Raw genomic sequence first — 15371 nt, forward strand, 5'->3', positions numbered from 1 at the left:
AGAGTTTTTGTTTGCCTAGCCTATAAGAATTAGATTATTTCTCCGGGTTCGTCACAATACCTGCATGTGGATCAATATGACGCACAATGGATTTGAGCCAGATCATTTCGAGGAAATGAATCTCATAGTAGAGGGCTCCCGGAACGTGTTGGATCCATCCTTCGGCCAGAGCAGGGTGTCCTGAATCGGTTGAAGAACCCAATATTCCAGGTTCACGGCGCAGCCTTTTACGAATGGCCTTCTCAACTTGGGCGCTTTGTGTGGTTAAGATACATATTTTGCGCTTGGCTGTGAAACCGCGGAATGCAATATACACCATTTCATAGGCAATGAGATAGGCGATTACCGAATACATCGCTTGATCCCAACCAAAGACAACACCAGCAGCAGTTAGAATTAACAAGTTGAGCAGCATGATTATTTTTTCGATAAGCATCCGTTTCCCGCTAAACACACGTTCAGGTGGACGGGAGGACGGATCACCGATTTCCAGCGTATCCAGTGTCCCACCATACCGCACGACTAGGCCGATTCCTAGTCCGAGACATAATCCGCCAAACATGGCGGCAGCCAGCGGATGCTCGACAAGCGGCGGCATGGGATGAAGCACAATGGCACCAATCGAAAAGACAACCAAACCCAGAACAGTGACCAGTACGAATTTCTTTTGCACGAGTCTATAGGACAGAAAAATAAACGGAACGTTGAACAAAAACAGGAACAAACCAATCCTCATTTCGGTCCAGTGGGCAAACAACGAAGAGATGCCCGTAATGCCCCCAATAATAATCTTATTGGGATGTAAAAACAATTCAAGTCCCACGGAGGCCAGAATTCCACCCGCAATCACAAACAATAAATTCAACATGCGACGGGCTGATGACAATCTGGTCTTGGCGGTTTGTGGCACCGGATTAGCCGATATCAGAGGTGCTTTCATAGGTCATCCTCCTTTGTGCGGTTCCGTGCCATTCTCCCTGGGTTAATCACAGAAAGATCGGCGGTAGAGCCGCAATTACGATACGTTGTCTGTTCTGAACAAACAGGGGGTTATCCTTCTTTCTGTAGCACCTTCGGTTCTTCTTTCTTCTTCCGAGGGTCTTTGAACTTAAATATTTTATCCAATAATCTGAACACGTGTTTGGATTCCTTCGTTAATAACGGTCCAAGAATTGCCAGAATGAGTACATATAATGCAGCGAATGGTTGCAGCAGCGGGAGAAGTCCTCCGGCTTTACCCATGTTGGCCATAATGATGGAGAATTCACCACGTGACACAATGGTCAAACCAATATTGGCTGATGCTTTCGGTGATAATCCTGCACTGCGTCCAGCGAGCATGCCTGCAAGGAAGTTTCCGAATAGTGTGAGCACAACTGCGATCAAAGCAAGCCATACAGCTTCCCCGCCAAGAGCCAGCGGATCGATGGACAAACCAAAGCTGAAGAAGAAGACAGCTCCGAAGAAATCACGGAATGGCAGAATCAAGTGCTCAATCCGTTTTGCATGTTCCGTCTCAGCCAACACCAAACCAACAAGCAAGGCGCCAATCGCTTCGGCGACATGAATGGTTTCGGAGAATCCGGCTACGAGGAACAATGCACCGAAAATCACAAGGGAGAACAACTCATTGGAGCGAATCTTAAGCACCTTGTTGAGCAGTGGTGTTGCCTTGCGTCCAAGAATAATGACAATGAGCATGAATCCAAGCGCGACGAGTGCGGATACAATGACACCTCCGATGGAGGATGAATCACTGAGCACAAGTCCAGACAAGATGGAGATATATACAGCGAGAAATACATCTTCAAACATGATAATTCCGAGAATCATTTCCGTCTCCGGATTCGCTGTTCGTTTCAGATCAACGAGAACCTTGGCGACGATGGCACTGGATGAAATAGTTGTAATTCCGGCAATGATAAGAGCTTCGGCAGCTGGGAACCCTGAGGCAAAACCAAAAATCAATCCCAGCGTGAAGTTAATCCCAATATAGATGGAACCGCCAACTGCAATGGATTTACCCGACTTGATTAGACGACCAACCGAGAACTCCAACCCGAGATAGAAGAGCAGGAACAGAATACCGATTCGCCCCATAAACTCAATAAACGGCTGACTTTCAATAAAACGGAAGTCCAGATGCCAGATCTTCATGGCATGAGGTCCAACGGCCATCCCGATCAGGATGTAAAATGGAACGACCGAAAATCTCAGTTTTGCGGATAAGAGTCCGGCTGCTGCAATGAGCACAAGTGCCAGACCCACTTCGAATATCAGATGATCCATCGACTCACCCCCTTCCGGTCAGGAGGAGGGATTTGAATAGCTTTTGCTGATTGCGTTCGCCAACGGCTACTACCGTGGATTCTGCACTAATCACTACCTCCGGACCGGGGCTGATATGTTTTTTGTGATTCTTCTCTACAACGGCAATAACCGTTGCCCCTGAGTTTTGACGTACGTCCAGTTCACCAATCGATTTACCGATACATCCGTAGGATGGCTCGATTTTGTACCATTCAATAATCAGATCGTCAAACGTTACTTCAATATTTTCAAGCTGCTTTGGTTTATAGGTCAATCCACCAACGATGGCAGCAATCTGTCTTGCTTCATAGTCATCAAGCGTGATCATGGAGATGCTTTGGTCTGGATCATCGTACTCAAAATGGTACATTTCCCGGCGACCGTCATCGTGAATAATGACAATAATTTTATCTCCACTGCTCGTTTCAATCTGAAATTTCTTGCCGATTCCCGGCAAATCTGTTTCGCGTACATCCATGGATAGTATGCCTCCTTAAATTGAGGGCTGGCCACAGAAGACAGGCTTATTTCCCGAAAATAGAATGATCTGCTGCTCTTAGGAACATTAAATGATGCGGGTAAACAGAGCCAGGGACTCCTGACACACAGCCTTGTGTTGTGAATTTTCAATGAAAATGGGGATAACAAAATTAACAAAATACATGCTAACAAATAAGTGTTGCTAATGAAGCTGATCGATATCTAACATTTGCTAAAAGGGTTATAAGTTATGCACAAGCACACCGTCTTTCAGACAGAGGTGTCTCCATGCAAAGCAACCACAAAAATACGGTGTAACGGCTAGTTAAAAGCGTTCACGTATTTTGGTGCTATAGGGGTGGGAGATACATACATACTGGTGAATTTAATAGGTAGCAGAAATAATCTGCGTTTAAACAGACAAATCAACGGTTTAAAGGGCAGACGCGGTGTAGGAATTCGCAGCATTAGCAACAAAGCGAGCACAAGAAAGACAGGTTTGTTATGCGTGACCGCAATCAACTTCGACATGACTTGTGGGTATTTGCGAATGGCTGGTTTCTGCTGAGACTCCAATGTGTGGACAAGCACTTCTTTGTTGGAAGTCGTCTCAACGTTTACCTCGACAGCGGATTCCGACTGCATCGGATTAGGGAAGGACAACGCTTGGAATACGCACAAAATGATAATAAAAGCGTAACGGAGTATTCTTGGTTGTTGTCTCATTTTGGCTTCCCCCTTTTCCGTGAAACATACTGTTATAAAAATAATAACACATTTTTGTCTTAACTCCAAACCAATTGATAATATACTGAGAAATCATGACACGCTTTCCATCAATCCGCTTCGTATATCCCTATCGGCCTTGCCATATACTTTGAACAGGAAGGAAAGGAGTGATTCTTATGGAACTGTTCGCCGTATGGACCGATGTATCAGGGCAGGAGGAAGCGGATCAATTTTATCGTTGTGTGAAGGAAAAAACCAAAGGTTTACATATAAGCAAAAGAGGATTTCGGCTCACCTTCAAACATAATGACGGAAGAGCGGCCTGGGTATGCAGAGGGAATGAGAATCACGTTGACTTCCAGCAGTGGCTGCCTCAGATCAGTGATTTGCTGGCCATGGGACTTGCAGATTTCATCATGGATACGCGTGAACGTATTATTGTGGAAGAGATGATCTCCAAGGCCTGCTCGGTCATGGACGAACATGAGGTGGAGAAGGTGAATAGGATATGCATGCCTTTATTATTCAATGGTGATTTGGATCAGCCAGGACTGCGAGAACGTCGTCGTACCACCTTGGCCAATGGATTGAAGCAGGACTTGGAGGAGGTTCATTTTTTTCACCTTGAAGGCATTATGAATTTCCGAATTCGGCAATATAAGCAGGAGCTTCATGAGCTGGTAGAATATGCGCTGGATGAATTCTGGATGGATCGTCAATACGAAGAATTTATGGGGCTGCTCAAATATTTTGTATTCTTTCAGGAGGCGAAAGTACCTCTTGTCCATTTGATTCACAAAGGTTTGCATGAATTTCAGGTATTGGATGCTGCGCTTAATGTGTTGCCCGTTCAAAAGGATGAACAGGTCGTCGTGGAGATGCCAGGACTTGAATTGGAAATGGATATCGAAGATATGATTGTGAGTACGCTGATCTCCATCTCGCCTGAAAAAGTCATGCTGCATACGCGCACTCCAGATCTGCCCATCATTTCTACGATCCGTCAGATCTTTGAGGACAAGGTGCAATTATGTCATCATTGCCCCGAGTGTGAAGTGCTGCGCTCCGGATTGTTGACAGGTCTTGACGCAAGTGATCTCGGCAATTATAATAACTGTTGATCCATGATTTATTAGAAGTTGTAATGGAACAATTAGCAAAAGCGTTGACAAAGACAAGAACCATACGCACGGTCGGTGCAGAGAGAGGGAACCAGGCTGAAATTTCCTCCGGATGCCACGTTTGGTTTACCCCTTTGTAGCTGCAGTTTTGAAAATGGATATGAAGATTGCCTCTATTATACAGGTAGTCATCCATGAGTAAGGATCTGCCGGGTCATGCCCGTTACCGTCATGCCAATGAGGGCTGTACTTCCAATATGGATGAAGCAGCTGAATTAGGGTGGAACCACGAGAGTATACAACACTCGTCCCTTTGCCGGGACGGGTGTTTTTTGCGTTCCTTTGCAAAAATCGCAGGAACAGCAATAGATTATCCATCCATGATCATGTATGGACAGAGGTTGAATTTACAGGAGGAATGAGACAAATGGCAGTTAACATTAAACTACCCGATGGTTCGGTTCGTGAGTATGCCGATGGAAGCAGCATTGAAGATGTGGCCGCTTCGATCAGCAGCGGACTTCGCAAAAATGCCGTAGCCGGCAAACTGGATGGAATCGTCGTGGACTTGTCCACTACACTTCATGAGGGAGCGTTGGTGGAGATCGTAACACTGGATTCACCAGAAGGTCTGGAAGTAATGCGTCACAGTACAGCTCACTTGCTCGCTCAAGCTGTGAAGCGTTTATACGGAAACAAAGAAGTGCACCTCGGTGTTGGCCCTGTTATTGAAGATGGTTTCTACTATGATATGGATTTGGAACAACCTCTCAATCCTGAAGATCTGCAGAAGATCGAGAAGGAAATGGAACGTATTGTTAATGAGAACTTGCCGATTGTACGTAAGGAGGTTAGCCGGGCGGAAGCGATCAAAATTTTCGAAGAAGTGGGCGATCCATACAAGCTCGAATTGATTCGTGACTTACCGGAAGAAAGTGTCATCACCATATATGAGCAAGGTGAATTCTTCGACTTGTGCCGTGGACCACACGTACCATCCACCAGCAAAATCAAAGTATTCAAACTGATGAATGTCGCAGGTGCATACTGGCGCGGAGATAGCAAAAACAAAATGCTGCAGCGTATTTATGGTACGGCTTTTGTGAAAAAAGCACAGCTGGATGAACATTTGCACTTCCTGGAAGAAGCGCGTAAACGGGATCACCGTAAACTGGGTAAAGAACTCGAAATCTTCACATTCTCCCAACTGGTTGGACAAGGTCTGCCAATCTGGTTGCCTAATGGTGCCAAGCTTCGCCGGACGTTGGAGCGTTATATTGTGGATCTGGAAGAGAGCCTTGGATATCAGCATGTGTACACACCGGTGCTGGGTAATGTGGAGTTGTACAAAACATCTGGACATTGGGAGCACTATCAGGAAGACATGTTCCCGAAAATGGTTATGGACAATGAGGAACTCGTTCTTCGTCCAATGAACTGTCCTCACCACATGATGGTGTACAAGTCCAGTATGCACAGCTACCGTGATCTGCCGATCCGGATTGCCGAGCTTGGTATGATGCATCGTTACGAAATGTCGGGCGCGTTGACAGGTCTGCACCGTGTACGTGCGATGACACTGAACGACTCTCACATTTTCGCACGCCCGGATCAGATCAAGGAAGAATTCGCACGTGTTATTGAACTGATTCAAACGGTTTATAAAGATTTCGGCATTCAAGAATATCGTTTCCGTCTGTCCTATCGTGATCCTCAGGATACCGAAAAATACTTCCAGAATGACGAGATGTGGGAAATGTCCCAACGCATGCTGCGTGAAGTTGTGGAAGAGCTCAACCTTCCATTTTATGAAGCAGAAGGCGAAGCAGCATTCTACGGTCCAAAACTGGACGTTCAGATCAAAACAGCGCTGGGTAAGGAAGAGACATTGTCTACCGTTCAATTGGACTTCCTCTTGCCAGAGCGGTTTGAGCTCGAATATGTGGGAGATGACGGACAGAAGCATCGTCCGGTCGTTATCCACCGCGGTGTAATCAGCACGATGGAGCGTTTCACTGCATTCTTGCTGGAGAACTTTGCAGGGGCTCTGCCACTGTGGTTGTCTCCTGTACAAGCGAAGGTTATTCCGGTATCCGGCAACTTCGATGACTATGCACGTGAAGTAGAAGCGAAGTTGAAACGTGCAGGGATCTCTGCTGAAGCTGATCTGCGTAACGAGAAGCTCGGTTATAAAATCCGTGAGGCACAGCTTGAGAAAATGCCTTACATGTTCGTTGTTGGTGAAAATGAACGTAATGCAGAGGCTGTATCTGTACGGAAACGTGGAGAAGGCGATCTCGGCATGAAACCAGTGGACGAAATTGTAGCCCAGCTCAAAGAAGAGATTACAACAAAACAGACGTAATCCAGAATTGTGGGTTCGACAATAGAAACCGTTTGAATCATATTGGAGTAAATCCAATGGTTCAGACGGTTTTTTTGTTATTTTTAGGTTTATAGGCAACCGGCTAAGAGTGCCTTAACAGGGGAAAGTATAGAATTTTTTCATTTTGGAAAACCTTTGCAGTAAGGGGGAGGTTCTATAATGAAAAAGCAATTCTTAATTCAAAAGAAAAACATAAGGTTCATCATCTCATGCTGTGTAGTGCTCACCGGAGTAGTCTTGGGCTGGAATCAGGCTGAAGCGTATACCTTTGAAGAGGAAAATGAAGTCATGTATGTGGAGAACCAGCACAGCGGAATTTCAGATGAGCTGGAGGGCATACATCCCGAAACGGCAGTTTATGAATACAGTGATCAGGCTCAACTTACAACCATGGTCTATATGGGCTTTTTATGGTCTCCGCAGCCTATTGTTATTCCGCGACCGGAAATTCCGAAGAAGCAGATCGGAGTTGATCCTTCCATGCCGGTGCTCGCTCCGCGTACAGAGCAGGTATTGGACACACATAAGGTGACGGCTACCGGTTACACTGCAGGTGTAGAATCAACGGGAAAAGGACCCAAGCATCCTCAATACGGAATTACGTATTCAGGTGTAAAGGTACGCCGCGATAAAGAAACGGTCTCAACGATTGCAGCTGATCCGAAGCTGTTTCCACTGGGGTCCATTTTATATATTCCCGGCTACGGTTACGGTATCGTTGCAGACACAGGCTCAGCGATTAAGGGCAATAAAATTGATCTCTATTTCCCTACAACTAAGCAAGTGTACAAGGAATGGGGCAAAAAGGATGTTGAAGTACAGGTGATCAAACAAGGTGCTGGAAAATGCACTGAAAAAATGCTTGAAGAGTTATCGGAAGCGATCGATGTGTACAAATCTGTACCGGATTCATGGCTGGACAAGGCCGTCTAACGATGAATTTTAAAAAATGAATAACGGTCGCAAACTCTTCACATAATACTCTCTGGGGACGAACCCCGCGTTGCAGGAATGCAATGTAAATATGAAGAGAGAGGTGATCGTCGTGGCTAAGAAATCTCAAGGTTCACAAACGCCAAACGAGAAGTACAATGCAGAGTTTGGAGAAGAGAATGTAGCAAACAAAGTGAAACAAGCGCAACAAAACAAAGTGAAGGATAACTTCCAAACACCTGATGAAAAATTCAATGCTGAATTCGGTTCCGAGAACACAGGCAAATCACAAAAGTAAATCAATACACAGACACCTTGGAGAATTCTCCAGGGTGTTTTAATATTTTACATATATATCCTTCCGCCTCCGTCTGGAGACCGAGATCAATTCCATCTGCCGCCGCTGTTAACCAACTCTTGTCTGAGGTAAACTGGATACAGAATACAGACAAAGGAGACATGAGCGATGAAACGATCTACGCGGGACCGCTGGTGGGTTGGCATTCCTCTTATTGCGATTGGCGCAATAATATTGTTCAGGCAATTGGGCTATGACATAGATATCGGATACATGTTCAGAACATATTGGCCTTTATTTTTGATTTGGTGGGGCGTAAAAGGTATGACCGAGATTCGGCGCAACGGGAGTCATGCTTTGATTGGACCCGCCATTGTACTGGCCATCGGTGGATACTTTCAGGCACGCAATCTGGGATGGATTGACTACTCCATGGGTGAGTTCATTCGCTACCTGATCCCGGTGATGCTGATTGGTGGGGGATTGTTCGTTCTGATCGGACCCCGTCGTCGTGACCGGAAACATCATGATCAAGTACAACCGCCTCCACCACCGGAGCCACCTTATAAACCATTGTCCCCTGAGGACCTGGAAATGCCGTCTTCGTTTGACGAACAGTTCGAGAAAACATTTGGCAAACCGAAACAGGAACAAAAGAATGATTCGCATGGCTCATTTTATACAGATAAGGAAGACCATAAATCACACGGACATAAACACCATCACCATCACAAGCATAAAGGTTACGGTTCAAACAAAAAGGCATATGGAACATTTGATGACGATGACCACTATGATGATGATTCCAATTATTATGGTGGCAATGGGAATACGATTAACAAATCAGCATTTATCGGTGATATGTATATGGGACAGGAAGTGTTCTCGCTGAAACCAATGAACATTTCGGCATTTATCGGCGATACGGTTATTGATTTGACGAAGGCGCAAATACCTTACGGTGAGACGAAGATTAACATTTCTTCTTTTATCGGAGATGTGAAGGTATTTGTACCGGAAGATATGGATCTGGGTGTGACCGTGACGACGAACTCGTTTATTGGGGACATGTCGCTGTTAAATCAAAAACGGGGTGGATTCCTAAGCAGTGCTCAGGCTGAAACGGCGCATTATAGCGAAGCAGGCAAAAAAGTACGGATTGTCGTCAGTGTGTTTATTGGAGATGTCAAAGTGAATAAGGTGGGTTAACGCATGATTCGAACGATTCTCAAGGCAAATAAATGGGAACTGATGATGTATTTTGCGCTGACCGGACTAATTACTTTGGGCGGGTTTTATTTGCTATACGGGGAAGTGCTGATGGGAACAGGGCGTCAACGTGCCTGGACCTATGTTGCTGTTGTTCTGCTGGCTACCGTAATCACGGGGTATATTGCCGCCTTGCGGCTTCAGCGCAAGATTGATCTTCTGGATCTCAACATGCTGAAAGTGTCTAAGGGTAATCTCGCCGTTCGAATGCCTGAGGCAGATGATGCATCCTTCGGGCGGGTATATCAGGAATTCAATGTCATGATGGATTCGATTGAGAAAAAAATGAGATTGCTTCAGCGGCTCGGTGAGCAGGAAGTTATTGAGAAGGAACAGGCATCTGAACGCGCCGTGATTGAAGAACGCAAACGAATGGCTAGAGATTTGCATGATACGGTCAGCCAGCAGCTGTTCGCCATGCATATGTCGGCTTCCTCCTTACCACGCCTGATGGAGATGAATCCCGAGCATGGCAGCAACGTGCTGGATCAGCTGATTCAGATGTCACATATCGCGCAGCGGCAGATGCGCGGACTTATTGCCCAGCTTCGCCCAGTGGAGTTGGAGGGAAGGGATCTCACCGAAGCGCTGGATAGCTGGTTCCCGGATTATTGCAGGCAGAACGGACTAAAAGGTGTGAAAGAGCTGGAACTGGATGGCGGAATTTCCGATGCCATTGAGCACCAGCTGTTTCTTGTTATTCAGGAAGCGGTCGCTAATGTGGTAAAACATGCGGAAGCGGGTTTGGTCAGCCTGTCCATACGCGAGAGCGAACATCAGATCAGTATGAGCATCAGTGATGATGGTCAAGGTTTCTTACAGCAAGCAGAACGGCCCGGTTCATATGGATTATCAACGATGCGTGAACGGGCAGAGAAGCTTGGCGGACAGGTTCAGATTATATCGAAGCCGGGAGCGGGAACGACGGTGCGGGTATTCATCCCGAAATTTCCGAAAGATTCAGAGGGGGAGACGGAATGAGCGGAAAAGTGAATGTAATGATTGTGGATGATCATGATATGGTACGGATGGGGTTAAAGACTTATTTAATGCTGGAGCCCACATTTCATGTTATGGGGGAAGCAGGTAACGGACAGGATGCATTGCATCAGCTGCGTAAGCTGGGAGAAAATGAATTGCCTGACCTGATCCTGATGGACCTGATGATGCCGGTGATGAATGGTGCGGAAGCGACACAAGCGATTATGACGGAGTTTCCGGGTTTGAAAATTGTGATGCTGACCAGTTTCCTGGAGGATGACCTTGTGGTCCAGGCGATTGAAGCCGGAGCGGTCAGTTATGTGCTGAAGACGGTATCTGCCGAAGAGTTGATCTATGCTCTGCAAGGAGCATACCGAGGTATGCCTGTTATGACAGGTGACGTATCACAGGCACTGACCCGTGGAATCAGACAGCGGACAGCAAGAGAGAACGAATCAGGCCTGACAGAACGGGAAAAGGAGGTCCTCTTGCTGATTGCAGAGGGCAAGACCAATAAGGACATCGGGGAAGAACTACATATTAGTATCAAAACCGTCAAAACCCATGTAAGCAATCTGTTGATGAAATGTGAAATGGACGATCGGACACAACTGGCCATATACGCACATCGTCAGGGCTGGGTGAAGAATAAGGGTTAGAATGCAGATTTGGCGGGAAAAATGTTCTATAACGGCGTGCTTTTATCTCCTTTTTAATTGTTTTTAAGGTACGGTTAAGGTTTAAAGTACAAAATAAGGACAGTTAAAGAATATCTCTTGCGAAGAAGAGATTGGGAGGTAGAGAGGCATGGATGAACGTAATTACAGAGCGAACCGTCAAGACGAGGAAAATGAAACTAAACAAGCGGAGAATCGCAACTCATCGGGGACGGACGATTCCTCCTATTATTATTCTTATGGACCTTTTCAGTCCGTGAATCAGGAAGATACAGCAAGTTATAATGGGGAACATAACCAACGTGAAGAAGGAAATGTAGAGATTACAAGACCTGATCCCGTGAAGCCAGTACCTACTTACTACAGTAACTACAATAACGAATCATCGGATCAAGCCAATACGTCATCCAGAGGGGGTGGCAACGGTTCAGGCAACGGAGGAGATCAGGGGAACGGCGGCAACAACAATGGCAATTGGAATTATAATAACCGTCGGCCACGTTCTTCCGTACGATCGCTATTGTTCTCTTTTATCGCCGGGATGCTGGTCATTACAGTGTTGATGTATACAGCGGACAGAACAAACATGTTTACACCGCAAGAAGCGCTCACAAGTGCTGAAAATGAAAGCTCCAGTACGTCATCTTCTCCTACCAATTCGGGCAGCAGCAATAATGTGACAGCGTCATTGCTTCCAACCGGTAAAGAGGATGTTTCCTCGGTGGTAACGAGTACTAGCCCGGCTGTCGTCAAAATTGAAACGCTCGCCAAGCAGTCCTCACGTAGCAGCAGCCAAGGCGGCTCTACGATGAGCGATCCATTGTACCAATACTTCTTTGGTAATGGAAGCAATGGCGGAACAGACCAAGGCCAAAATCAGCAGCAGCAACAGCAACAAAGCAGCAATCAGTTGGTTCCGCTCGGTATTGGCTCTGGATTTATTTTTGACAAAGAAGGCTACATCCTGACGAACCAACACGTGGTTCAGGGTGCAGATGTGATTCAGGTAACGCTGGAAAATAACAGCAAACCGTATGAAGCAAAATTGCTAGGAAGCAGCTTCGACCTTGACCTTGCCGTATTGAAAATTGAGAAAAACAGCGGCGACGATGCTTTCCCTGTCGCTCCACTGGGTGACTCCAACAGTACACAAGTTGGTGAATGGCTCGTAGCTATTGGTAACCCGGAAGGATTTGAACACACGGTTACCGCAGGTGTGTTGAGTGCGAAAGAACGTACCATCAGCATTCCGGACGAAGAAACAGGCAAAACTCGTGAGTACAGCCACTTGTTACAAACGGATGCTTCCATTAATCCGGGTAACTCCGGTGGACCGTTGCTTAACCTCAATGGTGAAGTCATTGGTATGAACGTGGCGGTTAGCGCAGATGCACAGGGCATTGGATTTGCCATTCCTTCGAGTGTAATCTCGGATGCGGTTAAATATCTGAAAGAAAACAAAGAAGTTCCCAAAGAGCCGGTACCGTTCATTGGTGCATCTCTGATGGCCCTCACGCCTGAAGTGGCTAAACAGATGGGAACCGATATCACTGAAGGCTCTGTTGTAGCCAGCACGATCTATCAATCCCCTGCTTACCTAGCAGACCTGCGTGCTTATGACATCATCACAGGTGCCAACGGTACGGCATACAGCACAAGCCAGGATTTGATTGATTTCATCAAGAAACAGGAAATTGGCAGCGAAGTGACACTGAGTGTTGTTCGAGACGGTAAAAAAATGGATGTAAAAATCAAAATCGGCAACAAAAACGATTACGATACTACACAAACGACGGATCAACAACAGCAGCAACAACAACCATAATGCCGCATCATAGGCTATAGAATAAGGTTTAGAAGAGCGGAAGGGTTCGAGGGCCCTTTCGCTTTTTTTGCCCTATATAAATTTGTACTACATTCAGGTTCAACTTGAAAAGCAGCAAGGCATTTGGAGAAGATGCAGATTAAGCATTTGCCTGTTACAATGGGATTAAAACGTTAAGGGATAAAGGAGAAAGACCATGCGCTCAACTATTCTGATTGTTGATGATGATGAAAAAATCGTGTCCATGCTTCGGCGAGGACTGGCTTTTGAAGGATATGATGTACAGACGGCTTCGAATGGAGCGGAAGGGCTAAGTAAGCTGATGGATAAAGAACCGGATATCGTGGTTCTTGATGTCATGATGCCGCAAATTGACGGGTTTGAAGTATGTCGCAGACTCAGGGAAGCGGGGAGCAAGGTGCCCGTGCTGATGCTCACTGCCAAAGATGAAGTACAGAGCCGGGTAATCGGACTTGATACAGGTGCAGATGATTATCTAGTGAAGCCGTTTGCACTTGAAGAATTGTTGGCTCGTGTCCGTGCCTTACTACGTCGTAAAGCGGATATGGCAGACACACCTGATAATCGTCTGATGTATGAGGATATTATTCTGGATAATGATTCTCGTGAGGTGTTGCGTGACGGTCAGCGTCTGGAATTGACTGCCAAGGAGTTCGAATTGCTGAATCTGTTTATGCAAAATCCGAAACGTGTGCTGTCCCGTGATCTGATTATGGATAAAATCTGGGGTTATGATTATAGTGGTGAATCCAATGTGCTTGAAGTGTATATTGCCATGCTCAGACAAAAAACCGAAGAATACGGCGGCAAACGCTTGATCCAGACCATCCGGGGAGCCGGCTATATTTTGAGAGGTGACTCCTGACATGTCCATTCGGTTAAGATTAACCGCGTGGTATTCAGGCATCTTGGCAGCCGTGCTCATTTTTTGGGGAGTTGTAATCTACGCTTTTGTTTATTTTAATACGTATCAAGAAGTGGAACAGCAACTGAAAGATAAAAGTGAACGAATTACCAATCAGATAGGTGTCAATCCACTTTCGCAGTCGCTGGACCTGGACCCTTTTACGGAAAGTCAGCTTCAGGAAGCTCAGATATACATCCAGTTGTGGGACTACCAGAGCAGATCTGGCAAAATATCAGGCAATATGGAGAAGCTTCAGATTCAATTTCCCGTTGTGAAATCCAATGAGATTCAGAAAAAGCGTGGAATATCCAAGATCTATGTGAATGGGACCCCTTTCTTGGTGAATCAGCAGCCCCTGTCTCTTCAGGGAACCAATGAAATAAGGGGACTCCTTCAAGTTGGCGCCAATGTTAGTTCCCAGGAACGATTGTTGGAAGCTCTGCGAAATATTCTGGTTTTTGGCTGGCTTGTCGCGATGGCACTTGCGATTACTTCGGGTCTGGTTCTGGCTCGTAAATCCATGCGGCCACTTGTCAATGTGATTGATGCGGCCAATCAAATTCAGTCTGGGGATGATCTCAGTGTGCGCATACAGTACACGGGTCCCAAGGATGAGATTGGACGTTTGATTGAAACAGTGAATAATATGCTTGAACGAACAGAACTGTCATTTCGAGGGTTGGAAGAGACAAATAAAGCCCAGCGCAGATTCGTGTCTGATGCCTCTCATGAGCTGCGTACACCGCTGACCACGATCCGCGGTAATGTGGACTTCCTGAAGAAGCTGTGGGACCAGGAGAGCACGGACCGACCGAATCTGGATGAAGAAACGGTTAAACAAATGTCGCTTGAAGCGATAGAGGATATGGCGGATGAAGGCAAACGCATGAGCAGGCTGATCAGCGACATGCTGTCTTTGGCCAGAGCCGATACAGGACAGAAAATCGAACTTAATCCGATCCCGTTGCAAATTCTGGTGCAGGAAGTGGCTCGCAGATCGCAATTCCTTGATCATCAGGCAGACTGGCGTCCAGGGGATCTATCGATTTTGAATGGCATATATGTGAACGGCAGCAAGGACTATTTGCAGCAGATGCTATTTATTTTTATTGAGAATGCTTTCAAGTACACACCAGATGGTTCGGTTACTCTTGATGCGATACTTTATAAAGGTCAGGTAGGACTGCGCATCAGTGATACGGGGATTGGAATGGATCGGGATGAAGTTCCGTTTATCTTTGACCGGTTCTATCGAGCGGATGAATCCCGTGGTGCCACACCAGGTATAGGTCTGGGACTGTCGATCGCCAAGTGGATCATTGAGGAACACCAGGGATCTGTAGAGGTTGTAACCAGACGTGGAGAAGGAACAACCTTTATCATTTGGTTGCCGGTTGTCTTTGCTCCGCCTATCGAATAAGGTTATAATAGACA

General features: G+C 46.2%; 15 protein-coding genes. 11 read left to right on the top strand and 4 right to left on the bottom strand.

Annotation, left to right across the window (positions count from 1 at the left end; genetic code table 11):
* Positions 1-34: 34 nt before the first annotated feature.
* From AMS66_RS09005 to AMS66_RS09020, 4 genes are all read right to left on the bottom strand, one after another.
* Entirely contained in the window at positions 35-940 is a 906-nt protein-coding gene (locus AMS66_RS09005) for a YitT family protein (protein ID WP_053780465.1), read from the bottom strand.
* A gap of 110 nt (positions 941-1050) precedes the next feature.
* Complete coding sequence (locus AMS66_RS09010) at positions 1051-2289, bottom strand: cation:proton antiporter (protein WP_053780466.1); 1239 nt, start codon at positions 2287-2289, stop codon at positions 1051-1053.
* A gap of 4 nt (positions 2290-2293) precedes the next feature.
* The gene (locus AMS66_RS09015) at positions 2294-2788 is read right to left on the bottom strand and encodes a cation:proton antiporter regulatory subunit (protein ID WP_053780467.1); all 495 of its coding nucleotides are present in this window, start codon (positions 2786-2788) and stop codon (positions 2294-2296) included.
* Positions 2789-3111: 323 nt separating this feature from the next.
* Positions 3112-3516 carry a hypothetical protein gene (locus AMS66_RS09020; RefSeq protein WP_053780468.1) on the bottom strand — a complete coding sequence of 135 codons (405 nt, stop codon included), beginning with the start codon at positions 3514-3516 and terminating at the stop codon, positions 3112-3114.
* 179 nt (positions 3517-3695) lie between these two features.
* On the opposite strand from AMS66_RS09020, the gene AMS66_RS09025 reads away from it, so the two are divergent.
* The 11 genes from AMS66_RS09025 (at position 3696) to AMS66_RS09075 (ending at position 15357) form a co-directional block, all read left to right on the top strand.
* Complete coding sequence (locus AMS66_RS09025) at positions 3696-4640, top strand: putative sporulation protein YtxC (protein ID WP_053780469.1); 945 nt, start codon at positions 3696-3698, stop codon at positions 4638-4640.
* Positions 4641-4834: 194 nt separating this feature from the next.
* Positions 4835-5062, top strand: a complete 228-nt coding sequence (locus AMS66_RS09030; RefSeq protein ID WP_053780470.1) for a hypothetical protein — start codon at positions 4835-4837, stop codon at positions 5060-5062.
* A gap of 5 nt (positions 5063-5067) precedes the next feature.
* Positions 5068-7005: a threonine--tRNA ligase gene (thrS, locus tag AMS66_RS09035; RefSeq protein WP_053780471.1), complete on the top strand. Its 1938-nt coding sequence runs from the start codon at positions 5068-5070 to the stop codon at positions 7003-7005.
* Positions 7006-7185: 180 nt separating this feature from the next.
* Entirely contained in the window at positions 7186-7959 is a 774-nt protein-coding gene (locus AMS66_RS34530) for a 3D domain-containing protein (RefSeq protein ID WP_330219303.1), read from the top strand.
* A 112-nt stretch (positions 7960-8071) separates the two neighbouring features.
* Positions 8072-8257 (top strand): hypothetical protein, encoded by a 186-nt coding sequence (locus tag AMS66_RS09045; protein ID WP_082350632.1) that lies wholly within the window; start codon positions 8072-8074, stop codon positions 8255-8257.
* 168 nt (positions 8258-8425) lie between these two features.
* Positions 8426-9466, top strand: coding sequence for a cell wall-active antibiotics response protein LiaF (gene liaF / locus AMS66_RS09050; protein ID WP_053780473.1), 1041 nt, complete (start codon positions 8426-8428; stop codon positions 9464-9466).
* A 3-nt stretch (positions 9467-9469) separates the two neighbouring features.
* On the top strand, positions 9470-10507 hold the full coding sequence (locus AMS66_RS09055; RefSeq protein WP_053780474.1) for a HAMP domain-containing sensor histidine kinase: 1038 nt from the start codon (positions 9470-9472) through the stop codon (positions 10505-10507).
* Positions 10504-11166 carry a response regulator gene (locus tag AMS66_RS09060; protein WP_053780475.1) on the top strand — a complete coding sequence of 221 codons (663 nt, stop codon included), beginning with the start codon at positions 10504-10506 and terminating at the stop codon, positions 11164-11166. The genes AMS66_RS09055 and AMS66_RS09060 overlap by 4 nt, the downstream gene beginning before the upstream one ends.
* Before the next feature lie 148 nt (positions 11167-11314).
* Entirely contained in the window at positions 11315-13009 is a 1695-nt protein-coding gene (locus tag AMS66_RS09065; RefSeq protein WP_053780476.1) for a S1C family serine protease, read from the top strand.
* 196 nt (positions 13010-13205) lie between these two features.
* Positions 13206-13895, top strand: a complete 690-nt coding sequence (locus tag AMS66_RS09070) for a response regulator transcription factor (RefSeq protein ID WP_053780477.1) — start codon at positions 13206-13208, stop codon at positions 13893-13895.
* A gap of 1 nt (position 13896) precedes the next feature.
* On the top strand, positions 13897-15357 hold the full coding sequence (locus tag AMS66_RS09075) for a sensor histidine kinase (RefSeq protein ID WP_053780478.1): 1461 nt from the start codon (positions 13897-13899) through the stop codon (positions 15355-15357).
* Positions 15358-15371 lie beyond the last annotated feature (14 nt).

Source organism: Paenibacillus xylanivorans, assembly GCF_001280595.1.
GTDB classification, from domain to species: domain Bacteria; phylum Bacillota; class Bacilli; order Paenibacillales; family Paenibacillaceae; genus Paenibacillus; species Paenibacillus xylanivorans.